The sequence below is a fragment of the Chryseobacterium indologenes genome, assembly GCF_018362995.1.
GTDB classification, from domain to species: Bacteria; Bacteroidota; Bacteroidia; order Flavobacteriales; family Weeksellaceae; genus Chryseobacterium; species Chryseobacterium indologenes_G.
On record NZ_CP074372.1, the window covers coordinates 3,842,097 to 3,865,415 of the forward strand.

Sequence of the window (23,319 nt, forward strand, 5' to 3'; positions counted from 1 at the left end):
TCAATCTATTTAAATTAATAAAAAATGAAAAAGTTTTATCTTTTTATGATGCTTTTTCTGTTTGCATGCCTATCAAATGCACAGATAAAAGTTCAGGGTGTTCCCAGAAATGATATTTCAGGGATCAGCAATCTTAATACCACTACAATCAGTTTTTCTGATATTCAGTATTGGGTAGGATCGGGAGCCAACCAGGCTGCTTTTGTAGTACAGTGGAACGACAGTAAAAATCCTGATGCGATGGTGTGGGGATTCAAATGGGATGGAAATGCTACAGGTGAAGATATGCTTAAAGCGATTGCTAAAGCAGACCACAGACTATACACATTGCTGTATCAGGGAACGCAATTTGGATCGGCTGTTGGAGGAATTGGTTTTGACCTGAACGGTCAAGGGACCAATGCTTTGATCAAAAGTGGAAATACCACTTATCCGTTATATCCGGTGAATGGTTTTGTCAACACTACAGCGTATGATTTCGACAGCTATACCATCGTAGATGCCGCTAACGATCATTGGCAGTCCGGATGGACGGTTAACGGATATTGGTCTTATTGGGTAAAGAATCCTGCTGATGCTGATTTCGGATATTCTAGCGTAGGTGCTTCTTCACGTGTATTGGAAAATGGTTCATGGGATGTCTGGAACTTTAATGTAGGCTTTAGTCAAACACCTGTATCCTCTACCATTACTCCCGTTTCTCCGTATGTAGCTTCCAATAACTTTACTAACGGATACTTCATGGTGAACGAAGAATGGTTTGGACATACTAACGGTTCTGTAAACTTCATTGAGAATAATGGTCAGATCAATTACCGTGTGTACAGTAACGCAAATAACAATCAGGCTTTTGGTGCAACTACACAATACGGAACAATCTATGGTGATAAATTCTATTTTGTATCAAAACAGGCTGCCGATGGAGGAGATACTCAATATACTCCAGGTGGAAGACTTGTGGTTGCCAATGCGCAGACTATGCAGAAAATTGCCGGCTTTAATACAATTGGTGGCGGAGACGGAAGATCATTTGTGGGAGTGAACGAACATAAAGGATATATTGGTACTTCTACCGGAATTGTTCTTTTCAATATTGACAATCTGCAGGTAGGTTCCCTGATTGCGGGAACAAGTGGTAACGGACAGATTGGAAATATGATCCGTACTTCGCAATATGTATTTGCGGTGAAACAAGGAGTTGGGATTTTAGTAATTAACCCTAATACAGATACCGTGATCAGTACAATTGCAGGAGGTTTCTACTCAGTGGTTCAGGCTAAAGACGGAAGTGTATGGGGAATTCAGGATCAGAAGCTGATCAGCATCAATCCTACTACTTTTGCAACGCAGGCTTATAATATTCCTACGACCAAATATATCGGAGACTGGGGAGCATGGCATGCAGGAAGATTTACAGCAAGTAATAAAGAAAATGCTTTATACTGGATTAATTCAATCAGCAGCTGGAGTTCAGGAACACAGATTGTAAGATTTGATGTTACAACGAAAACATTTAACGAAAACTTTGCTGCCATTCCTGGGCAGACAGGACAGTTTAAGCAGATTCCTTATGGTGCGGCACTTCGTGTAAACCCTGTTACCGGAGAACTTGTTCTGAATACAACAGAAAGCGGATACGGTGCGCACTATCAGAAAAACTGGATTCATACTTATAATATGAGCGGAACTCTTATCAATACAAAAACGTTGAATGATTACTACTGGTTCCCTTCACTGACAGTATTTACCAATAATTCAGTTCCTGTGGTAAGCAATACTTTGCCTTCACAGCTTACAGCAGCAAGTACTACTGCAATTGATCTGAAAACAATAATTTCCGATGCTGATAATATGGCGGTATCCGTAGTGAAATCTATCAAATCAAACAGTAATCCTACAGCAGTTTCCGCAGCGATTAATGAAAATGATGAATTGGTTTTGACACCTCTTGTTTCAGGAACTTCTGAGATTGTGATCAGCTTTAACTCAAACGGTAAGTTGGTTGAAAAAACGTTGAGTGTAAACAGTTTAGGAACTACTTTGGCAATTTCTGAAGTGAAAAAACTTGAATTCGGTATTTATCCGAATCCGGTTACCGATATCCTTACTCTTAAAACTCAGGAGAAAATCCAGAATGTTTCTATGTATGATGCTTCAGGAAGAATGATTAATGTACAGCTGAACAACGGACAAATCAATGTAAGTGCACTTCCAAAAGGTATTTATATTTTGAAAGCAGTTACAGATAAAGCAGTATATCAACAAAAAGTAATCAAAAACTAATACTATTTTAGATAAATCTTGTTAATATAACCCTGGCCAGTTTTGGTCAGGGTTTTTTAATGAAGTGAATATCATGCAGAATAATACATTACCCCTATAAAAAACCCGGCAAGCTTGAAAAGCTTGCCGGGTTGATCTGTTATGGATCTTCCTTATTTGATGATCACCTTTTTAGAGTATGTTTTTCCTTCTTTTGTAGTAAGGTTCATAATATATACTCCTTGTGGCTGCTTGGTTTCAAATGTATTGGATGTCAGCTTGGAACGGAATACCTCTTTTCCTGAAGTATTGGTCAGACTAACCTCCGAACCTTGTGCAGAAATATTTTTGTCAAGTGTAAACTGTCCATTCTGGCTGTGAGCCATGAAATTGATGAACGGATCTTTGTACTGATATCCGTAGTATACTCTAAGCTCACCACCAATATTCAGTAATCCTGAATTCACATTGATTTTGATACGGTCAAAAGGAATGTTCATTGTAAGCTCAATCTCACCTTTGCTTGGGTCTCCTGCTCCAAGGTTGATCAGATTGTTATTCAGGCTTTGGCGGTCGTTATTGGAAACCTCTCCATTGAATGTCTCAATTGACACACCTCCCAATACCTGAGCAGATAGTGGAGTACCATTTGAACCAATTCCAATAACAAGCTTATTGGTGTTGTTGGCGATATTGGTCGTTGGGAAGATCAATGTCTGTTCCGTTCTCGCCAGAAGACCTACTGAAACCTGGATCGTTGAGTAGTCATTTTCGTTACTTCCTACTGCATTTTGAGGATTCAATACTCCACAGCCTAAGCATACTCCCAATACCTGATTGGTTTGGCTGCTTGCATAGGTTTTCACAATCTGTGCAAAAGACATTGTGCTTGTTAAAAATAGGAATGATGCCAAAGCTGCAGCTTTCATAGTGCGTTGGCCAAGTAATAAATAAGTTTTCATATGTAGAAAAATTTTGGGTTTTAGCTTTATGTAAATTTATAAATAAAATGATTATGTTGCTTATTTTATTTCATATTTATGTGAAATGTTAATAATTTGTTGATATTTATAATTATGAATTTATTTTATTTAATGAAATTGTTTTTCGTATTTCTCTGAAAATGAATACAAAAAAGCGACAGCTCAAAAGTCTGCCGCATTGTTGTATCGTTTATTTAATTATTTAATTAAAATTTTTCTCGAATATGTTTTCCCTTCCTTAGTTTGCACATTGATAATATAAACACCTTCAGATTGTCTGGGTTCAAAAGTGTTTGATTTTAATGTAGAGCGGAATACTTCTTTTCCGGATGTATTGTATAATGTGACTTCTGAACCTTCTACCGGAACATTTCCTCCAAGAGTAATCTGACCGTTTTGGCTGTGAGCCATAATGCTGATCAATGGATCCTGATAAGCGTAATAAATTCTGAATCCTCCGCCCAGGCTTAGTACGCCTCCTGTCAGACCTATTCTGATCCCGTCATAAGGTTTTGACGGCTTGAATTCTACTGTTCCTCTGTTGGGTATTGCTCCCAGTTTAAGAAGACTTACATCTATTGTTCTGCGGTCGTCATTAGAAGTGCCTCCATTCATGGTTTCAAGAGTTACTCCGCTTAATAACTGTACAGATAACGGGATATTATCTGTTCCGATTCCTACAACCAGCCTTGTATCTGATCTCAGATCAGGGAAAATCAAGGTCTGTTGAATTCCCCCTAATAAAGCTGTTCCCAGCACCATTGTTGAATAGTCATCCTCGTTATATCCAACTGCTTTTAAAGGGTTATCTATACGGCATCCCAGGCATGCAACTCCAAATACACCTGAGCTCTGAGCGTGTGCGTAAATTCTGTTTTGTGCAAAAGATAATGTGCTGGCTGAAAATAAAAATAAAGCCATTAATCCAGCCTTAAAGTTCCCCGAATGTAAATTAATTTTCATGTTATTTATTTTATTGTGAATAGTTTTAGCCAAATTTAAGGATTAATAGACCAAGTAAAAAATAATATTTCCATTATTGGTGATATTTTAAATAAAATTTAATATAGCTCTGTTATAGGGGGGGACAGACTGTTGATTCAATTGAATTGTATAAGATGTAGATGTGAAATTGAAGAACAACTCTTGTTGACATTGTCAGGTGTAATTCAATGAAGAATTCCCAAAATGGAAGGGTAGCATAGTAATTCAGGTGATCCGGTGATCAAATGAATAAGATATTGCCGGATAAAGATTGTCTGAAATATGTATAAAAACGAAAAAAGGACTTTCGAAAAAGTCCTTTTGTAGCCCGTAGGGGAATCGAACCCCTCTTACCAGAATGAAAATCTGAGGTCCTAACCGATAGACGAACGGGCCCTCTATCTTCCACTACCGAAATAATGTGTTAGTTTTGTTTTTATAAGTATCAACTCTTACTTGTAGCCCGTAGGGGAATCGAACCCCTCTTACCAGAATGAAAATCTGAGGTCCTAACCGATAGACGAACGGGCCGGTTAGATTTATTTAATATAGCTTTTTTCTACCGTGATCTTTATAAAACCACCGTTGTTACAGTGGTCTTATAAGATGTAAGTAGCCCGTAGGGGAATCGAACCCCTCTTACCAGAATGAAAATCTGAGGTCCTAACCGATAGACGAACGGGCCAGCTATATTTTTACGCTAATTTATTAACGTGCTTTGTCAATTTGCTTTTCAAGTTAGCTGCTTTGTTCTTGTGGATAATATTTTTCTTAGCTAATTTATCCAATAAAGCGATAACTTTTGGCAGTTGTTCTGTAGCAGCAGCTTTGTTCTCTTCATTTCTTAAAGCTTTTAAAGCTGTTCTAGCAGTCTTGTGGTAATATCTGTTACGAAGTCTTCTAGTTTCGTTTTGTCTGATTCTTTTTAGTGCTGATTTATGATTTGCCATATCGTTTAAATGTGAGTGCAAAACTATAAACTTTTTTTAAAACTACCAAATTTATTTTCAAAAATTTTAATTTTCTTCTGAAAGGTACTTTCTTAGTTTATTTATTGCCTGTTCTATTTTTAAATTTTCTTGTTCTTTTTCTAATTTTTTGATCGTATTTCCCAGCATGATCAATGCATTGTTCCATTCTCCAGTCGTGTTGGTGAAAGTGAGTCCGTCAATTGTTACTTCAAAAGCAACCCTCTCTCCAGTCCTGTAAAGTCTGAAACTGATTTTATCATCTCTGCCTGTAATCCCGTCTTCATTGATTTGTAAATCATAACTTTTTGGGTTAGAGTGGATTTTCTTAAAAAGCAATTTCGCTTCTTGTATTTTTAAATCCGGCATGATATAAAATTTGGTAGCCTGTAGAAAACTACAAACAATGATTTATCAATATTATTTTTCATCAGTGCAGCCATATTTGGGTGACCAACCATGGCTAAAATTTTTGCAAATATAATGCTTTTGTGACATATAACATAAAGGGAATGAATTTTTACAATAAAAGTAAAGGCTCTATATTATAATGATAGTAATTTTCAGGTTGTTAGAATGTCACAATTTCTAATCATTTTGTCAGAACATGATAAAAAATCCTGAGAATATTAACCTTAATAGAGTTCTTAAAAAATATCCGGATTAATTTTGAAAGTAAAATACAACGAAAAATAAGCCATAAAAAAACCTTTAACGAGTCCGTTAAAGGTTTGTAAATTTGTAGCCTATAGGGGAATCGAACCCCTGTTGCAAGAATGAAAATCTTGAGTCCTGACCACTAGACGAATAGGCCAAATTTTGAGGTTGCAAAAGTAATCATTAACTTTTTAACTTCAAAATTATTTTTTTTAATTATTTATACACTTTTTGTATCACTGTGTTTTTGACACCTTTAGCTTCAAGTTCCTTTTGAAGTTTTACTGCATCTTCCAACGTGTATACTTTTCCATAGGTATAATAAAAAACGCCATTGTCTTTCTCTCTTTCTACATCTTTCAGGTTCTGAAGGATATAAGAATTGCCATTCAGCTTATCCCCGGTATATACTTCTATCGTATAATATCCCATGTTAATCCTTTGATTAGGCATAAATCCTACGGCAAAAGCATTTCTAAAGCCTGCATCCTTAGCTGTTTTAAGATTGATATCTTTTACGGAAGCCATATTGGTTACAGCATAGTAATACTTGTATTGCCCGTTCTCCTTAAGAGTAAGGATATAGTTCAGTCCTTTCAGGGCAGGATCATTTTCATTGTATTTCGTAGGCGAACTCATCAATAGAATTCTGAAATCATTTTTCAAAGGAACTTCTGCCGGTTTTTCAGGCTCTGGCTTTCTGACAGCAATAGAACCACCGGATTTTCTGTCAACAGCTTTTTTATAATCAATGATAGCATTGTAAATACTTTCTGCAATTTCAGTCTGTCCTTTGTCTGAAGCAATATAATGACTCTCTTCCGGATGGTTGATGAAACCTGTTTCTATTAATACAGACGGCATGGCATTCATACGGAGAACGTGAAGGTTTTTTTGGAAAACTCCTCTTGAAGAACGTTTATCTTTATTTACAAAGTTATCCTCTACCAATCCTCCCAAAAGAAGACTAGATTCGAGATATTTGTTCTGCTGAAGTTTTAAGGCAATCAATGACTCCGGAGAATCAGGGTTATAAGATCCGAAGGTCTGCTTATCTTTTTCATCCAGAAAGATCACATCATTTTCCCTTTTGGCTACTTCAAGATTCTCGTTATTCTGGTTAGGTCCCTGTACATACGTTTCTGTACCATAAGCTGTAGGTCTTTGGGAAGAATTACAGTGAATCGATATAAATAGATCTGCTTTGCTCCTGTTGGCCAGATTGGTCCTGTCAGATAGAGAAGGATACTCGTCGATCTTACGGGTATATATAACTTTGAAATCTCTGTTTTTCTCTAACATTGCGCCTACTTTTAACGTAATGGCAAGTGTAATGTCTTTTTCCGCGACTCTTCCGATATCAGAATAGGTCCTGTTGGCCCCATGATCACTTCCTCCGTGTCCCGCATCCAGAACGATAGTAAACTTCTTCTGAGAGAAAATAAAGTTGCTGGTAAGGATAAGGAGAAATGATAAAATTATTTTAAAATTTTGTTTGTGCATCTTACAGTTATAAAAATTATATTAATTTTGGGCCTTAATTATATATAATAAAATTGGCCAAAACCGTCCTCAAAAATATATTACAAATTTTAATTATCCTAATTTTTAACAATTTTTTAGCACAGAAAACTCCTGAAAAATTGCCTAAAAATGCGGTTAATGATACTATTTCCAAAAAGGATACCATAGTTGTAAAAAAAGAAACTTTGGAAGATGTTCTTCGCACAAAAGCTGATGATCAGAGAAGAGACATCCCCAAAAAGATGACTTTTCTGAACAAAAATGCACAGGTGAAGTATCAGGATATGCAGATTGATGCAGACTATATTTCGATAGATGATAATAAAAATCTGATCTACGCCAGAGGAAAGCAGGATTCTTTAGGGAAAATCATTGAGCCTGTAATCACTACACAGGCCGGGAAGAAATACGAAACCAACGAATTCAGCTATAACACAAAAACCAAACAGGCCATCGCCTTCAATGCAAGAACAGAAGAAAGCGAAGGAGTAATTATAGCTCAGAAGACAAAAAAATATAACGACTCCGTATTCGCGATGAGAAAAGCGGATTATACCACGGATGATTATTTCATTAAGAAAAAAGATACGGCTGCGGATTATTTTATGAGAGCTTATAATATCAAGCTGATTAAAACTAAAACAAAATCCCAAATTGTTACAGGGCCTATCCAGATGTTTATCGAGCAGGTTCCTACCCCTCTTTACCTTCCGTTTGCTATTTTACCGTTTTCAGATAAAAGAGCAGCGGGTATCCTGATTCCAAGTTTCGGGGAAAGGGAAGATGTAGGTTTTTTCCTTAACGGAATAGGGTATTACCAGCCGATTGGAGAGCACTTTGACCTGAAGGTTCTTGCTGATATCTACACAAAAGGAAGCTGGAACTTACGTCCTCAGGTAAATTATCAGAAGAAGTACCGTTACTCCGGAAACTTTACAGCGGATATTGGAACCATGGTAAGAGGTATTAAGGGACTGGACGATTATACCAAAAACAGTACATATAGAATCAACTGGACGCACTCTCAGGATTCTAAAGCCAATCCTTTCCTTACATTCAGTGCTTCTGTGGATATCGTAAGTACAAAGTTTTATAACAACCCGCTTAACAACAACTATATCTTTAACCAGAATGTATTGAATACCCAGCAGAACTCTACGGTAACCCTTACCAAAAGATTTCTGAAACTTCCGGCAACAATTACAGGAACGGCTTCTTATTCACAGAACTTTGCAACCGGATTGGCAGATCTTCGTCTTCCACAGATGAATGTAGCGATCAATCAGTTTTATCTGTTTAAATCAAGAACAGGAATAAGACAGGGACTTCTTGAAAATATTACGGTGAATACAGGTTTCAACCTTACCAATTTCGTTAATACTCAGGAGAACGAACTGTTTAAAAAAGAAATGTGGGACAAAATGCAGACGGGACTTAAAAACAATATCGCGTTGGCTACCAATACCACAGTGGCAAAATATTTCACGTTCAGTTTAAGTGCGAATATCGATAATGCATTGACTACAAAAACACTGAACAGATTCTATGATCCGGTAAAGAACGTAACAGTGGATGAGATCAATAAGAACTTCACAGGATATTCTACATTCTCTACTTCTGCCAGTCTTCAGACTACGCTTTTCGGAATGATGAAATTCAAAAAAGGGTCTGCAGTAGAAGCGGTAAGACATATGATGACACCAAGTGTAAGCTTTACATACTCTCCGGATTTTTCAAGTCCTAATTTCGGATATTATAAAAATTATTACAATGCAACCGGAGCGTTGACTCCTTATTCTATTTTCGAGAAAGGAATAATAGGAAGTCCGTCAAGTGGCATGCAGGGAGCTTTAGGTTTTAATATCGGTAACAATATCGAGATGAAAGTAAAATCGAAGAGTGATTCTACAGGAGTGAAAAAAATTAAGATATTTGAGTCTTTAAACCTTTCAGGAAGCTACAACTTTGCTGCGAATGATCACCCTTGGTCTGTGTTCTCAATCAACGGGCAGTCTTCATTCTTTAATAATAAGCTTACAGTAAATACCAGCCTTGCACTGGAACCTTATAAAATCGATTTCTCTTCCGGTCAGGATACTGGGGTAAGAACAGAACAGTTCGGGCACTTCAGTGTACAGGGATTCAATGTTCAGCTGTCTTATCCTTTAAGCAGCGAAATTTTTGGAGAGAAAACAGATTATGCTAAAAAATATTCTTCAAAAGGGGAGGTCCGAAATGAAAATTATTATTTTGATGATGATCATTATGCCCATTTTGATCAGGCATGGACTTTAAACATCAGTGCCAATTATGCCTATTCAAAAGGACTGAGCAGATTTGCCAATAAGATTGCTTCCATAGGATTAGACGGGAGTCTTAAGCTTACTCCTTTCTGGAATATCACAGGAAGTACGCATTATGATATGGTGACTAAAGAATTGGCGTATACAAGAATTGGTTTTTCAAGAGATCAGCGAAGCTTTACGATCAATTTCAACTGGGTTCCTTTTGGACAGTATAAAGTGTATGACTTCTTTATCGGTATCAAAGCCAATATCTTAAGTGACGCATTGAAGTACAAAGACAGAAGCTTTACTCAGCCTAATGCACCTTTCTAATATCAGATTGGGATTTGAGAATATAAATTTTATATTTGCAACCAAAATAGATTCTAATGAAATCACTGCTGGCAGAATTTTCTTACCGGCAAAAGTGATGACATATGACCTTAGAAAAAAAATAAATATCCGCTATGAAACAAATCATCAACACAGTTAATGCACCTGCAGCTATCGGGCCTTATTCACAAGCTAATATGGCAAACGGAGTTTTGTATATCTCCGGACAGATTCCTGTAGATCCTGCAACTGGTAAACTGGTAGAAGGAATTGAAAAAGAAACGCACCAGGTAATGAAAAACCTTGAGGCAATTCTTACTGAAGCCGGAATGACTTTCAAAAACGTTGTAAAAGCAACAATCTTCCTTAAGAGTATGGATGATTTTGCTGTAATGAATGATATCTATGCTTCTTACTTAGATTCAGAAAGCTATCCTGCCCGTGAAACTGTACAGGTTTCTTGCCTGCCTAAAAATGTGGATATCGAAATTTCTATGATCGCACATCAGGATTAATGAATTTTATAAGAAATACAATTGCGGTTCTGGTAGGTCTTGGTATTGCAGGGCTTATTATTACTCTTGGTATAAGGGCTTTTCCGCAATGGGTTACTTTTGATGCTTTTGCTCCGTTTGAGCACTGGCAGAGGTTTCTTTTCAGTATGAAAGATGATCAGGCCTTTTTCGGCTTCCTGTTGTTTATTTCCGGATTGGGAACTACCATTGGAGGAGTGGCAACAGCTATCATCGTTAAATATGCTAAAGTAGCTTATGCTATTCTGATCGGTTTTATTATGCTCTTTATTGCGATGCTGGATGTGATTATATTTCCTTACCATCCTACATTTTATAAGATCTCTATTTTCCTTACGTTCTTTCCGTTTTCCTGGATTGGAGGTAAAATTGTAGAAGTGATTTATGAGCGGAACAAGCAGAAAAGGATTGCTGAAAAAATGAATAAGCCTAAATAAATAATAAAAAAACGCTGCAGAGATCTGCAGCGTTTTTTTGTTGATATGAAAAACTAATTTAGTTTTCTTATTAAGGCATTTTGAATCCTCTCTGGTAATTTCTTCCGTAGTCGTCCATGTATTTTATCTGTGCGGTTCCGGAGAATTTATTCAGTAAACTTTCCACATCTTTCTGTGAATTTACTGGCTTACCATTGATTTCTGTGATGATATAACCGTCTACAATTCCTGCTTTAGCCATTTCACTTCCTTCTATAACATTTTTAGCAACAACTCCGCTATTTAAGCCATAATAAGCCTTCGTTCTGTCATCAATGCTTTGGAATTCTGATCCGATTTTTTCAGTTACACTAAGATCCGCTTTTGTTCTTGTAGAAGTACCTCCTTTCTGGTCTCTAAGCGTTACGTTAGTAGTGCCTTCTTTACCATTTCTTAAATAAGTTACCTGTACTTTATCACCCGGGCGTTTGCTTCCGATGGACATAGAAAGATCCGCAAAGTCTGTGATATCGTAGGTGTCTACTTTGGTGATAACATCTCCTTTTTTCAAGCCTGCATCTTCTGCACCGCTGTTCTCGCCAAATCCTGTGATATAGATTCCAGATCCTACTTTTAGATTCGTTTTATATTGCTGATTGTAAGAAGTTACCAACTGATCATTCGAAAGATCTAGAGACTGAACCCCTAAGAACCCTCTCTGTACAATTCCGAATTTCTTGATATCCTCAACAATTTTTCTGGCTAAGTTAGATGGAACTGCAAATCCGTATCCCTGATAATATCCTGTAGTAGACTGGATTGCAGAGTTGATTCCGATAAGTTCTCCATTGGTATTCACCAATGCTCCTCCTGAGTTACCCGGGTTGATCGCAGCATCCGTCTGGATAAAGCTTTCAATAGGATTAGCTGCTTTTCCCTGGCTGCTTAAAATTCCGATCCCTCTTCCTTTAGCAGAAACAATACCTGCAGTTACCGTTGAGTTTAATCCAAGTGGATTTCCTACCGCAAGTACCCATTGTCCTACGTCAATATTGTCAGAATTTGCGAAATTTAAGTAAGGAAGACCTTTTTCTTCAATCTTTAATAGAGAGATATCTGTATTTGGGTCAGTTCCTACTAAAGTAGCGATATATGATTTTTTGTTGCTTAATACGACTTCCAGTTTATTGGCACCTGCTACCACGTGGTTATTGGAAATAATGTAACCGTCCGGCGAGATAATAACACCTGAACCCATTCCCGATGGCATATTGTCAGGAGCTTGTTGCTGCTTTTGTCTCTGCTGGCCCTGGCCTCTTCCCCCGAAAGGATCCCCGAAGAAAAAGTCAAATAAATCCTGCTCAGAAGCTCTGCTTGCTGTTCTGCTTTGGTAATTTTTGATGGTAACTACAGCCGGAACAGTTGTTTTAGCTGCTTTCACAAAATCATCGCCTACTGCTCCTGTATTCATTCCTGCGAATGAGGTATTAGGTGCTGAAGTTGTGAAGTAAGATTGATCTCCATTGTTGGAGTTGTGTCCTAAATATTGTATGGCTCCAACGGTAGTAGCTCCGGAAATTACTCCTACTACTGCAAATGGTAATAGTTTTTTTAAAGTACTCTTCATTGTATATCTTTCTTGTTTATTAATTAATTTCTTTTTTATGTTTTTGAGTAAACAAATTTAATGTTAAATAAGTAAGCAATTAGTATGCTATGTTTCAATTTTAACTAAAATTTAACGGCTATTATGTCATTTTATACCTTATGTCGTAATTGTTAATGCCAAGATTAACAAAACTTAAAAAAAAATTAAAGAAAATATGTCAGTTATAGCATATAAAGTGGTTCTTTTTTTTATTATTTATTGCGAATTATTCAATGTTGACGGCTCATTATTAACTTCCTGTGATTTGTGTCATAAAGATACTTAATTCAAAATGATTATCTTTGCAAAAATTTTATTCTCACTTAAAACGTTTATAGCATGCAACTGTATAACACCTTAAGCGCAGAAGAAAGAGCTCAACTTATTGATGAAGCCGGTAAAGACCGTCTTACTTTGTCTTTCTATGCGTATGCCAAAATTGAAGATACCCAAAAATTTCGCGACGAATTATTTATAGCCTGGAATGCACTGGATGCACTTGGCCGTATTTATGTAGCAAAAGAAGGAATTAATGCTCAGATGAGTGTTCCTGCAGATCAGTTTGAGGCTTTCCGAAATACGCTGGAAGTTTATGATTTTATGAAAGGAATCCGTTTGAATGTCGCTGTGGACCAGGATAACTATTCTTTTTTAAAATTGACAATTAAGGTTAGAAATAAAATTGTTGCTGACGGTTTGAACGACGAAACTTTTGATGTTACCAATAAAGGAATTCACTTAAAAGCTCAGGAGTTCAATAATTTACTTGAAGATCCGAATACAATTGTTGTAGACTTCAGAAATCACTATGAAAGTGAAGTAGGTCACTTTGAAGGAGCAATTACTCCTGATGTGGAAAATTTCAGAGAAAGTTTACCGATTATCAATGAACAGTTACAAGACTTTAAAGAAGATAAAAACCTTTTGATGTACTGTACCGGAGGAATCCGTTGCGAAAAAGCCAGTGCTTACTTCAAACATCAGGGCTTTAAAAATGTTTACCAATTGGAAGGGGGAATCATTGAGTATACCCGCCAGATCAAAGAGGAAGGAATAGAAAGTAAGTTTATTGGTAAAAACTTCGTATTTGACCACCGTTTAGGGGAAAGAATTACAGACGATATTATTGCACAATGCCACCAGTGTGGAAAACCATGTGATAACCATACCAACTGTGCTAATGATGCATGTCACCTTTTATTTATCCAATGTGATGAATGTAAAGCTGCAATGGAAAACTGCTGTTCTACAGAATGCCTGGATACGATTCATCTGCCTTGGGATGAACAGGTGAAACTAAGAAAAGGACTGCAGGTTGGAAATAAAGTATTCAGAAAAGGAAAGTCTGATGCCTTGAAATTCAAAAATTCAGGAGATTTATCTGATAAACCTTTAGCAAAAGCCGAAACAAAGAATATCCGTCAGAAGATTGCTGTTAAAAAGGAATTGATTGGAAAAGCAGAGCATTATTTCTCAAAATCAAAAATTGCACAGTTCTTAATTGAACATAAAGACTTGTCAGTTGGAGATAAAGTATTAATTTCCGGTCCTACAACAGGAGAACAGGAAGTAACCATTACTGAAATCTATGCCAATGGTGGTCCTTGTGAAACTGCAAATATTGGTGATCAGGTTACTTTTGAGCTTCCATTCAGAGTTCGCTTATCTGATAAACTGTACAGAATTGTGCAAAACGCATAGTTAACAATAAAACTTCAAAGCCTGTCGGGTAACAATTATTTCAGTCAAAACAACTTAATAATTATGCTAAAAGCTGAGCTTAGAAAAAAATATACTCAAAAAAGAAAAGCCTTGTCTCCAGATGAGGTTTTCTTGTTATCTGAGAAAGTTTTTGAAAATTTCATTCATCATTTTAACCCTCAGGAAGGAGAGACGGTGCATATTTTCATCCCGATTCCGGCAAGAAAAGAAATTGATACCCAAATCTTCATTCAGTATTTTTTAGAGAGAAATATCCGTGTTTATGTTCCTAAAATTGTAGGTGATAAACTAATTAATATTGAAATCTTTGAAGATACTGTCTTTGAAACGAACAGTTGGGGGATTTCGGAACCTGTTTCCAATGAAGATTCGGGTGAAAATAACTTTCAATATGTGATTACGCCATTGCTGTACTGTGACAGAAAAGGAAACAGGGTAGGATATGGGAAAGGTTTTTATGATGGGTTATTCCAGAATATATCGGAAGAGGCCAAAAAAATCGGAGTCAATTACTTTGACCCCGAAGAATATGTGGATGATGTCTGGGAAAAAGATATTCCCGTCGATTATTTAGTTACTCCTACCGAAGTACTGTCTTTCTTAAGTGGTTGGGAATAGAAATCTAAAAAGTAGAATTTAAATTCCTTTTTGAGCTTGGAAGTAGAAAGCAGTATATATTGTGCGTTCTTTTCAAAGCTTCCCAAAGATTTATTTTTGTTATCAAAATATTCCACATTAAACTTGGCATAGTCCAGGGTGTCCTTTTTATAAAACTCTTTATAAACATTCAGGTTACTCACCTTTGCTGTTTTCACTTTCATGCTATCCAGTTCCTTCAGTAATCTTTTAAAGGTCAAAGAATCCGGTTTATGGAAATAGCTTTCCATTTGTGAATAAATGACAGTATCTATTTCTGTATTTCTGTTTCCTGAGAGGTAAAGGGTAGACAGGTCAAAAAGTTCCTGAACTTTCTGTTTGGTAATGGAATTAATTGCCTGCATGCTGTCCATCTGCACTGCAGGATAACTTTTTTCATTGTTGCTGTTTCGTAGCTTATCGAGGTCGCTTACCTCTGAGGTTTTATTATTACAGGCAATAAATAATGTCAGAAGTACGGTGAAAATTAAAAAATTACTTATTATTTTCATTTGTGGTAGCAATTTTAAATTTGATGGATACAATCTTACCTTTGATATCCTTTTTCATTTCTATTACATTCAGGTTTTTCAGTGAAGTTGTTGGAGTCGTTACCAGAGTAATGTATTTCTGTTTATCCAGTCTTTCTATTCCATAGGTATCATTGTCGTATACCTGATAGATCACGGCATTACTGCTGATAAGGTTTTCCAGCTGATTTCTTTTCTGCTTAATAAGGGCAACCTGTTCGTCCGGATTTCCTCCTTTGATGTCTTTTATGGAGAAATAGTACACAGCCATCTTATAATCATCCGGTTTTAGTTCTATTTTTTCCTCTTCAGGTGCATTCTCAAGGTTTCTGTTGACTTCCAAAGGTTCATAGAAAGGGGCACTGATGCGCATTTTCAAATTTTTATCCTTAGTAGAATAATAAAAACACTCACCAGGTTTTATTTTATACATCAATGGAGATTCATTTTCCTTCACCACCATTATTTCTAAAGTGTTGATTACAGAAACTCCTCTGTCTTTATCGATGAAACAATACTTATAAGTTTTAGAAAAAAGAACGTCTTTAAATCCCAAAAGACCAGTGATTGTAATTAAGACGGAAGTAACCAATGCCCAGGCGTTCTTTTTGAAGAAATTTTTCTTTGGCGGAGCAGGTGAAATTTCAATTTCCTGAGTAGTATTTTTGTTTTGATTAACTTGTTGATTTTCAGTATTTGATTTTTGTAAATCAATGTTTTCCGTAGTGGTGTTTTCGATTTTTTTAGGCTGAAATTCAGTTTTTGGAATTTCAGGGGCCGCAGAAACTGTTTTCTCAAGTTCATTGATTTCTTCCTCCTCCAGATTTTCATTTTCCTGCAGCAATTCACCCGCAAAAAGGTGTAGTTTTTTAAACTCATACCAAGACTCGTAACCTGCATAAATACTCAATAAATTGAGCATGTCTATCCTTGGTAATTTAGTAACTGGTGAACTTTTGAAATAGGTATAAAATGACTTTTCACTGATGTTACCTTTTGCTTTTTTGCGCAGGTCTTCCTGAAAATATATGATATCAATACCCTTCCACTTGGATATATCATCCTGCGAAGGGGTATGTTCTTTTAAGTATTGACCCTGAACATCCTTTTTTAGCTGCTCAAAGTGTAATAGATCTAAATCTGTCAATTTTTCAAAAAATAATTAAATTGTTGATTATCAGTTATGTTTTTTTGTAAAACTATTTTACAAAGGTATTACAATTATTTTTCATAAACAAATTTTCTAACTGCTATACCTTTGTCTTGTTCAAATAACAGAACAGAAGAAAATTTTATAAAACAATATTAACAAAATTAAATTTAATTTATTATGAAAAAGTCATTATTCGTAGCTGCTATCGCTGCAATCTCTCTAGTTGCTTGTAAAAAAACTGAAGCTACTTCTACTGAAGGAGCAACTGATTCTGCTGCTGCTACTGTAGCTGATTCTGCTGCTGTAGTTTCTGATTCAGCTGCTAAAGTTGTTGATTCTGCTGCAACTACTGCTGTAGAAGCTACTAAAGATGCTGCTGCTGCTACTACTGCTGCTGGAGCTGAAGTTGCTAAAGATGCTGCTAAAGGAGCTGGAGAAGCTGCTAAAGGAGCTGCTGATGCTGCTAAAGGTGCTGCTGACGCTGCTAAAGATGCTGCAAAAGACGCTGCTAAGAAATAATTCTAGCATACGCTTAACAATAAAAGAACCGTTTCACCCAGTGAGACGGTTTTTTTATGTTAGTCATTGCGAGCCGAAGGCGAAGTAATCTCATTAATAACAAAGTCACAAGGACTAATCAAATATTATTTATCCTTTCTTTTGCTTTAAAGATTCATAGCAGGTAATCGCTACGGCATTACTCAGATTTAAAGAATCAATACTTCCGGCCATCGGAATCAATGTATTTTTTCCTTTTCCAATCCAGAAATCACTCAATCCCGAATGTTCCGTACCGAATAATACTGCTGAACGCTGTGTTAAGTCTCTCTTATAAAGATCTTCTGCACTTTCATCCATCAGCGTAGTGTAGATATTGAAACTATTCTTTTGCAAAAATTCTAGCGTTTCTTCATTTTCAGCCTGATATACTTCCATTCCAAAAAGACATCCCACACTGGATCTGATTACATTAGGATTATAGAAATCTGTTTTTCCGTCAGCAACAATCAGAGCATCTACTCCAAATGCTTCACAGCTTCTCAGAATAGCTCCCAGGTTTCCCGGTTTTTCTACTCCTTCAACAATAATTACCGTAGAATTTTCTTTAGGAACAAATGAGGAAAGGGGTGTTTCTTTTGCCTGGTAGATCCCGATAATTCCCTCAGAACTTCCTCTGTAAGCTATTTTTTCATATACTTTTTCACTTACATAATGTATTCTTCCATCGGGAAGTGTTCCTTTAAAGATATTTTCACAGATAAAGAATTCCAGCGGTTCGAAATCGTACTGCATTGCCCTTTCATTTTCCTGCTGGCCTTCTACCACAAAAACTTTTGATTTTTTACGAAACCTGTTGTCAGTAAGGAGCTTAGTGACGTTTTTTATTTTTTCGTTTTGAAAACTTTCTATCAACATTCCGCAAAATTATGCAAAATTTATCATTGAACTTCTCTGGTTTTGATAAAAAGGTTTTTCCGGTTAATTTTAAACAGAACTTTATTGGGTAATATGATGTTGCTTAGCGGATTCTGAGAGTTTTAGCTTTCTGATGGATCAATGAGATTGCTGTTGTCAATAAGACTTTGCGGCAAATCTTTTTTATTTTTAATTCCCAAAGATTTCAACTTTTGAGTCTGGATCACAAGGTTGTCGTTTCCGGTATGAAGCTGTTTGTAAGCATCATTATAGACGTTTTTAGCCTGGTCAAGATTTCGTCCTACTTTTTCCAGGTTCTCTACAAAGCTTACAAATTTGTCATACAGTCGAGCACCGCGTTCCGCAATTTCTATGGAGTTTCGGTTTTGATACTCGCGTTTCCAAAGATCAGCAATCAGTTTAAGAGAAGTAATAAGATTGCTTGGATTCAGAAGTAAGATTCTTCTTTCGTAAGCATAGTTCCAGAGATTCTGATCTGCCTGCATTGCTGCAATATAAGCGGGTTCACTAGGAATAAACATCATCACAAAGTCTAATGATTTTCCATAATCATCATATGCTTTTTGACTTAGTTGATTAATGTGGTTTTTAATTGAACCAAGATGCTGGCTCACTTTTATAGCATAAATATCAGCATCAGTTTCGTCTACCAGTTCTGTGAAAGCGGTAAGTGAGACTTTAGAATCAATGATGACATTTCTTTCATCAGGATATTTTACAACAGCATCCGGACGCATTTTTTTTCCGGAAAATTCTGAGAATAAAGCCTTGTTATCTTCATCCCGCAATTCATGTTCCAGAAAATATTCTCTTCCTTTTACCAAACCTGATTTTTCCAGGATACTTTCCAGGATCATCTCGCCCCAGTTTCCCTGGGTTTTACTTTCTCCTTTAAGAGCGCGAGTTAGTTTTTTGGCGTCATCAGAAATCTGCTGGTTCAGTTCTGCCAGTTCTTTTACTTTTTCAGCAAGAGAGAAACGTTCTTTATTTTCCTTTTCGTAAGCTTCGTTGACCTTGTTTTTTAAATCAGCTATTTTTTCATGGAAAGGCTCAAGGATATTTTTTAAGTTATTTTGATTTAAAGCAGTAAACTTTTCTGTTTTTTCTTCTAAAATTTTATTGGCAAGATTTTCAAACTGAAGTTTAGAATCTTCCTGGATTTTAATAATTTCTTCTTTCTGGGTATCAAGAGATTTTTGTAGGCCTTCATTCTTAGCAGAAAGCTCAGAGTTTTTAGCAAAAAGAGTCTGCTTTTCAATAAGGTGAGTTTCTATTTGAGATACCTGTCGCTGATTGATTTGCTTCAATTCCTGAAACTGGATGTTTAAGGAAGAATATTCTGCTGAGATTTTAGAAAATTCATTTTTCAGATCATCCAGAAGATCGTGTTGCAGCATATTGGCTTCTTTCTCTTTATTGATATTTTGAGTAAGCTCCTGAATTTTCAGGTTGGAATTTTCAAGATCAGATTGATTTTTAATGGATAGGGTGTTCAACTCATCATAAGAACTTCTTGAAACCATTGATGATTTCAGTGCAAAATATAATATGACAGCACCCAGTAAGCCACCGGCAATAAACCCAATAATTAAATATATCATCTCCATCTTCCAAAATTATGAAAAAAGGCTGGAAACTTTATGAGCAATACCAGTTGTTTGTGTTACTATTTTAAAATATAGATGTACCATTTGATAGAGCTCTAATGCTTCTCTCTTCCAGTCTCCAGCTTCCTTTCTTAATTAGAATACTTATATTTATAGGAAATTTCAGAGACTTATGAATATTTTGTTGGTAGAAGATGATCAAAGAATCAGCAATTTTCTGATAAAAGGCCTTTCTGAGGCTGGATACAATCTAACCCTTGCCGATTCAGGAGAAAAGGCCAGAGAACTTCTTCATACCTATGATTTTGATATTATTTTAATGGATATCATGCTTCCCGGTTTGGATGGAATGCAGCTTACTCAGATTATCAGATTTAAAGGAAATTATACTCCGATTTTGGTTCTAAGTGCCTTGAACAGCCCGGATGATAAGATCAAAATGCTGGATATGGGTGCCGACGATTATTTATCAAAACCTTTCCATTTTGAAGAATTGATTTCAAGAATTAAAGCTTTAACCAGAAGAAATAAATTAAGCTATCAGAAAGAAGACCAATATCTGTCTTGCGGAAATATTATCATTGATACTGATCTTCATAAGGTAACACAGAATGATAAAGAAATTGAATTTTCCCCTACTGAATATAAACTTTTTACTTTCCTGATGGAGAATAAAAATAAGGTATTGAGCAGAACGCAGATTTTACATAAGGTATGGGGAATTGATTTTGATAATACAACGAATGTAGTGGATGTTTATATTTCCTATGTCCGAAATAAAATTGACGAAACAGAACAGAAAATTATTCATACCGTAAAAGGAACCGGATATTTAATCAAAGACTGAAAATGACGCTCAGAAATAGATTTACCCTTATTTCAAGCCTTTCATTCGGCATCGTTTCTATCATCACATCTGCGGTGATATTCTTTGCGTATTATGACAGTACTAAGATCTTTTATTTCGAAAAACTAAGGAATACGGCTCTTATTTCTGCCATTTACTATCTGGAAAAAGATGAGCTTCCAAAAGACAGACATGCTCAGATCAAGAAAGAGTACAACCATCTTATTCAGAATAACAGGGTAGCGGTCTATAATCAGAATAACGAAGTTACTTTTGGACATAACCTTAATGATAAGAATATAAAGCTTTCCCATTTGCAGTCAGTCCGGGCTAATAAAGGAATCCAGTTTATGTCTGATAACCAATTTTATTATGGGATTTTTTATCCGGACAATCAGGGGGATTTCGTGGTTTTTGTAAAATCTTCAAATGATTCTTTTCAGTCGCAGATATTGAGACTGGCCATTATTATGCTTTCGGTATTGGTAATTGGTTTGCTTGCTATTTATTTTTTGAGCCGCTATCTATCAAAGGTGGTTTATAAGCCTATTTCCAATGTTGTAGAGCTTATCAATAAAGTGGAGTACAACAATATCTCTACTGCAATTACTTCTACCAATACGAATGATGAGATTGAAGATCTTATTAAATCGTACAATAAACTGCTGGGAAGGATTTCTGAAAACGTCCTTTTGCAGCAGAATTTTATCAATTATGTTTCTCATGAATTTAAAACTCCTTTGGCTGCTATCTCCGGAAATCTGGAAGTTTTCGCCCAAAGAGACAGAACTCCGGAAGAGTATAGGGAAGTAGCGAAAGAATCATTAGAAAATGTATACGAGATTGAAAATATTCTAAACAATCTTTTGCTGATGTCAGGAATGACAAAACTTGAGTCTTCCCATAAACAAATGAGAGTGGATGAGCTGATCTGGAAAATTTATGAAAAATTGGAACCTAAGGCAAAAGAAAACAACTCATCCATTAAAATACAGCTTCAGGTAACAAAACCTGCCTTGCTGGAATTCCCAGGAAACGAAACATTACTTTACCTTGCTATATATAATATTGTTGAAAATGCGATTAAGTATTCTTACGATAAACCTGTAGTGCTTACTTTGTCTGAAAAAGAAAATCAACTGTATATTGAAGTTCGGGACGAAGGACGAGGAATTCCTAAAGAAGATCTTGCTAAAATATCCGAAACCTTCTACAGGGGAAAAAATGTAGATACGGTGAAAGGGAGCGGAATTGGTTTATCCCTTTCAAAAAGTATCTTCGATCATCATCATATTATAATGAAAATTGATTCCGTTGTCAATAAAGGGACATCGGTTACTCTCAAATTTCCGGCTCACTCATAATCGTGTTATTTGTGAAATTATTCGTGTTTTTTGTGTTTCAAAAAGTTCTAATCAAACTCTAATGTTGAACTAACCGAATTTTAATTTTCTTTAAAATTCCCTCTAATATTAGACGAATAGCTTTGTGGTCTTAAAATAAAAGATCTTGAAGAAGCTATTTTTAACCCTATTTTATATTCACTGTTTCAGTTTCTTTTCAGCGCAGATTTCAGATACTATGAAAATCAGCAGAAAGGAAGCTGAAACTATTTTTCTGGCTAAAAACCTTGACCTTATTGCGCAGAAGCTTGAAATTTCACAAGCAGAAGCAAGAACTGTTCAGGCTAAATACTGGCCCAATCCCAAATTAAGCATCAGTGAAGTGAATCTATGGAGAACTTACGATATAGAAGAACAGCCTGCACTCATTGGAAACTGGGGGAAAAATATACAGATCTCTGCTGAAATAGAGCAGGTGATTCAGACTGCCGGAAAGAGAAGAAAAAATATTGAGCTTCAGAAAATAGAAGTGGAAGGAGAGAAGTATGAACTGCAGGAAGTATTGCGTGAGCTTAAGAAAACACTGAGAAATACAATCACTGAAATTCTTTACAATCAGGAACAGCAGAAAATCTATCAGGGACAGATTGCTTCCATTGAGAAATTAACAAAATCCTATAATAATCAATTGACGCTGGGAAATATCAGCAAAGCTGAATATGTCAGGCTGAAAGCACAGGAAATTGAATTCAAGAAAAAACTGATTTCATTAAAACAGGAAATTGAAGATCAGCAGGTAGAACTGAAAGCCTTATTGATGGTGCCTTCTCAAACATATCTGGTGATTTCAGACTCATTTGTCATGCCTGAAAAACAACTTTCAGAACTGGAAGTGAACCAATGGATGGAAAAGGCAAAAGAAAACCGTCCCGACATCATGATCTCAAAAAATAAAGAAAAACACGCCGCCAAAAATCTGGAAATTCAAAATGCCATGAAAACACCGGACGTAGCTGTTTCTATTGGATACGACCGTGGGGGAAATATTATGAAAGACTTTATAGGGCTGGGAGTTTCTATGGATCTTCCCATTTTCGACCGAAACAAAGGGAATATCCAGGAAGCGAAACTTGAAATCGAGAAAAGTAAACTTGAGACCCGTAAAAATATGCTCAAGTCAGAAAACGAAATTGTCTCTGTTTTTAGAAACTATATCAGAACACAGCAGGTTTCAGAAGAAATCGATGATAGCTATGAATCTACATTGGATGGATTGCTGGTAAGCCACGAGAAAAACTTCAGACTAAGAAATATCAGCATGCTGGAATACATGGATTTTCTGGATACTTATATCGGAAACAAAATGATCATCCTGGATACAAAAAAAGAACTTAATCAATACTACGAAAACCTGCAGTATGTTGTAGGACAAGACTTATAAGATATGAACA

At 36.1% G+C, this 23,319-nt stretch carries 20 protein-coding genes and 4 tRNA genes; 10 read left to right on the plus strand and 14 right to left on the minus strand.

Features of this window, described 5'->3' with window-relative positions:
• Positions 1-24: 24 nt before the first annotated feature.
• Complete coding sequence (locus DYR29_RS17310; RefSeq protein WP_213277852.1) at positions 25-2,283, plus strand: DUF5074 domain-containing protein; 2,259 nt, start codon at positions 25-27, stop codon at positions 2,281-2,283.
• Between the two features lie 152 nt (positions 2,284-2,435).
• On the opposite strand, the gene DYR29_RS17315 is transcribed toward DYR29_RS17310, so the two are convergent.
• From DYR29_RS17315 to DYR29_RS17355, 9 genes are all read right to left on the minus strand, one after another.
• The gene (locus DYR29_RS17315) at positions 2,436-3,224 is read right to left on the minus strand and encodes a T9SS type A sorting domain-containing protein (protein WP_213277853.1); all 789 of its coding nucleotides are present in this window, start codon (positions 3,222-3,224) and stop codon (positions 2,436-2,438) included.
• A 219-nt stretch (positions 3,225-3,443) separates the two neighbouring features.
• Positions 3,444-4,208, minus strand: coding sequence for a T9SS type A sorting domain-containing protein (locus DYR29_RS17320; RefSeq protein WP_213277854.1), 765 nt, complete (start codon positions 4,206-4,208; stop codon positions 3,444-3,446).
• Positions 4,209-4,553: 345 nt separating this feature from the next.
• Positions 4,554-4,625: transfer RNA gene (locus DYR29_RS17325), tRNA-Glu, on the minus strand.
• Between the two features lie 63 nt (positions 4,626-4,688).
• A tRNA-Glu gene (locus DYR29_RS17330) sits at positions 4,689-4,760 on the minus strand.
• A gap of 82 nt (positions 4,761-4,842) precedes the next feature.
• Positions 4,843-4,914, minus strand: a tRNA-Glu gene (locus tag DYR29_RS17335).
• Positions 4,915-4,924: 10 nt separating this feature from the next.
• The gene (gene rpsT, locus DYR29_RS17340; protein WP_002983073.1) at positions 4,925-5,179 is read right to left on the minus strand and encodes a 30S ribosomal protein S20; all 255 of its coding nucleotides are present in this window, start codon (positions 5,177-5,179) and stop codon (positions 4,925-4,927) included.
• A gap of 66 nt (positions 5,180-5,245) precedes the next feature.
• On the minus strand, positions 5,246-5,566 hold the full coding sequence (locus tag DYR29_RS17345) for a hypothetical protein (protein ID WP_047380487.1): 321 nt from the start codon (positions 5,564-5,566) through the stop codon (positions 5,246-5,248).
• 373 nt (positions 5,567-5,939) lie between these two features.
• Positions 5,940-6,011: transfer RNA gene (locus DYR29_RS17350), tRNA-Glu, on the minus strand.
• Positions 6,012-6,070: 59 nt separating this feature from the next.
• Positions 6,071-7,357: an N-acetylmuramoyl-L-alanine amidase family protein gene (locus DYR29_RS17355; RefSeq protein ID WP_213277855.1), complete on the minus strand. Its 1,287-nt coding sequence runs from the start codon at positions 7,355-7,357 to the stop codon at positions 6,071-6,073.
• 53 nt (positions 7,358-7,410) lie between these two features.
• Between DYR29_RS17355 and DYR29_RS17360 the strand changes: the two genes are divergently transcribed.
• The 3 genes from DYR29_RS17360 to DYR29_RS17370 all read left to right on the plus strand — a co-directional run bounded on the left by DYR29_RS17360 (position 7,411) and on the right by DYR29_RS17370 (position 10,966).
• On the plus strand, positions 7,411-9,996 hold the full coding sequence (locus DYR29_RS17360; protein ID WP_213277856.1) for a putative LPS assembly protein LptD: 2,586 nt from the start codon (positions 7,411-7,413) through the stop codon (positions 9,994-9,996).
• Between the two features lie 134 nt (positions 9,997-10,130).
• Positions 10,131-10,511, plus strand: a complete 381-nt coding sequence (locus tag DYR29_RS17365; protein WP_034694591.1) for a RidA family protein — start codon at positions 10,131-10,133, stop codon at positions 10,509-10,511.
• Complete coding sequence (locus DYR29_RS17370; RefSeq protein WP_047422376.1) at positions 10,511-10,966, plus strand: hypothetical protein; 456 nt, start codon at positions 10,511-10,513, stop codon at positions 10,964-10,966. The genes DYR29_RS17365 and DYR29_RS17370 overlap by 1 nt, the downstream gene beginning before the upstream one ends.
• Positions 10,967-11,036: 70 nt before the next feature.
• On the opposite strand, the gene DYR29_RS17375 is transcribed toward DYR29_RS17370, so the two are convergent.
• Positions 11,037-12,572, minus strand: coding sequence for a trypsin-like peptidase domain-containing protein (locus DYR29_RS17375; protein WP_213277857.1), 1,536 nt, complete (start codon positions 12,570-12,572; stop codon positions 11,037-11,039).
• A gap of 360 nt (positions 12,573-12,932) precedes the next feature.
• Between DYR29_RS17375 and DYR29_RS17380 the strand changes: the two genes are divergently transcribed.
• Positions 12,933-14,294, plus strand: a complete 1,362-nt coding sequence (locus tag DYR29_RS17380; protein ID WP_213277858.1) for a rhodanese-related sulfurtransferase — start codon at positions 12,933-12,935, stop codon at positions 14,292-14,294.
• Positions 14,295-14,357: 63 nt separating this feature from the next.
• Positions 14,358-14,933, plus strand: coding sequence for a 5-formyltetrahydrofolate cyclo-ligase (locus tag DYR29_RS17385; RefSeq protein WP_213277859.1), 576 nt, complete (start codon positions 14,358-14,360; stop codon positions 14,931-14,933).
• Here DYR29_RS17385 and DYR29_RS17390 read toward each other — a convergent pair.
• Positions 14,882-15,463: a hypothetical protein gene (locus DYR29_RS17390; protein ID WP_213277860.1), complete on the minus strand. Its 582-nt coding sequence runs from the start codon at positions 15,461-15,463 to the stop codon at positions 14,882-14,884. The genes DYR29_RS17385 and DYR29_RS17390 overlap by 52 nt on opposite strands.
• Positions 15,447-16,628 (minus strand): hypothetical protein, encoded by a 1,182-nt coding sequence (locus tag DYR29_RS17395; RefSeq protein WP_213277861.1) that lies wholly within the window; start codon positions 16,626-16,628, stop codon positions 15,447-15,449. The genes DYR29_RS17390 and DYR29_RS17395 overlap by 17 nt, the downstream gene beginning before the upstream one ends.
• Positions 16,629-16,811: 183 nt before the next feature.
• Between DYR29_RS17395 and DYR29_RS17400 the strand changes: the two genes are divergently transcribed.
• Positions 16,812-17,153, plus strand: coding sequence for a hypothetical protein (locus tag DYR29_RS17400; protein WP_047376546.1), 342 nt, complete (start codon positions 16,812-16,814; stop codon positions 17,151-17,153).
• 129 nt (positions 17,154-17,282) lie between these two features.
• On the opposite strand, the gene DYR29_RS17405 is transcribed toward DYR29_RS17400, so the two are convergent.
• On the minus strand, positions 17,283-18,050 hold the full coding sequence (locus DYR29_RS17405) for a TrmH family RNA methyltransferase (RefSeq protein ID WP_213277862.1): 768 nt from the start codon (positions 18,048-18,050) through the stop codon (positions 17,283-17,285).
• 122 nt (positions 18,051-18,172) lie between these two features.
• Positions 18,173-19,678 (minus strand): DNA recombination protein RmuC, encoded by a 1,506-nt coding sequence (gene rmuC / locus DYR29_RS17410; protein WP_213277863.1) that lies wholly within the window; start codon positions 19,676-19,678, stop codon positions 18,173-18,175.
• A gap of 172 nt (positions 19,679-19,850) precedes the next feature.
• Here rmuC and DYR29_RS17415 point away from each other — a divergent pair, with 172 nt between their 5' ends.
• The 3 genes from DYR29_RS17415 (at position 19,851) to DYR29_RS17425 (ending at position 23,309) form a co-directional block, all read left to right on the plus strand.
• Positions 19,851-20,525: a response regulator transcription factor gene (locus DYR29_RS17415; RefSeq protein WP_213277864.1), complete on the plus strand. Its 675-nt coding sequence runs from the start codon at positions 19,851-19,853 to the stop codon at positions 20,523-20,525.
• A 2-nt stretch (positions 20,526-20,527) separates the two neighbouring features.
• Entirely contained in the window at positions 20,528-21,889 is a 1,362-nt protein-coding gene (locus DYR29_RS17420) for a sensor histidine kinase (protein WP_213277865.1), read from the plus strand.
• A 145-nt stretch (positions 21,890-22,034) separates the two neighbouring features.
• The gene (locus tag DYR29_RS17425) at positions 22,035-23,309 is read left to right on the plus strand and encodes a TolC family protein (protein ID WP_213277866.1); all 1,275 of its coding nucleotides are present in this window, start codon (positions 22,035-22,037) and stop codon (positions 23,307-23,309) included.
• Positions 23,310-23,319 lie beyond the last annotated feature (10 nt).